The sequence below is a fragment of the Amphritea sp. genome (genome assembly GCF_050300915.1).
In the GTDB taxonomy this organism is placed as follows: domain Bacteria; phylum Pseudomonadota; class Gammaproteobacteria; order Pseudomonadales; family Balneatricaceae; genus Amphritea.
Map to the genome: position 1 here is coordinate 1 of NZ_JBNKYN010000220.1, position 568 is coordinate 568.

The 568-nt window shown below is 48.6% G+C and carries 1 protein-coding gene; it reads right to left on the reverse strand.

All coding sequences use genetic code 11. From position 1 onward, the window contains the following. On the reverse strand, positions 1 to 568 hold a 568-nt coding region (locus ACQY8X_RS21140; protein WP_428037098.1), incomplete at both ends, for an aspartate kinase.

A 568-nucleotide genomic window follows, 5' to 3' on the forward strand; every position in this document is an offset into this window, starting at 1 on the left:
ATGGAGACTTTCGCAATTTTATTGTTGCCAGTAACTTCCCGGGCGCCCAACTCTTCCTTTACTTTTTGCAGAATGTCCTGCGCAGCGGCGAAGTCGTTGCGATGCACAGTAAAGGTAAAGTCAGTAGTATTATCGGCTGCAATATTTTGCAGAATCATATCGACTTCAATATTAGCGCGACTGATAGGCCCCAGAATACGAGAAGCAACACCTGGAATGTCGGGCACTCCCTGAACTGTCAGTTTCGCTTCATCGCGGTTAAATGCAATACCTGAAATGACCGGTTTTTCCACTGTATCGTCTTCCTCTGTTGTTATAAGTGTGCCCGGACCATCCTGAAAGCTATGCAGAACCCGCAGTGGCACATTATATTTGCCCGCAAACTCGACTGAACGAATCTGCAACACCTTTGAACCAAGACTGGCCATTTCCAGCATCTCTTCAAAAGTAATTTTATCCATCCGACGCGCACCTTCCACAACCCGCGGATCGGTGGTGTATACGCCGTCAACATCTGTATAGATCTGACACTCATCCGCTTTCAGGGCAGCCGCAAGAGCGACCCCGG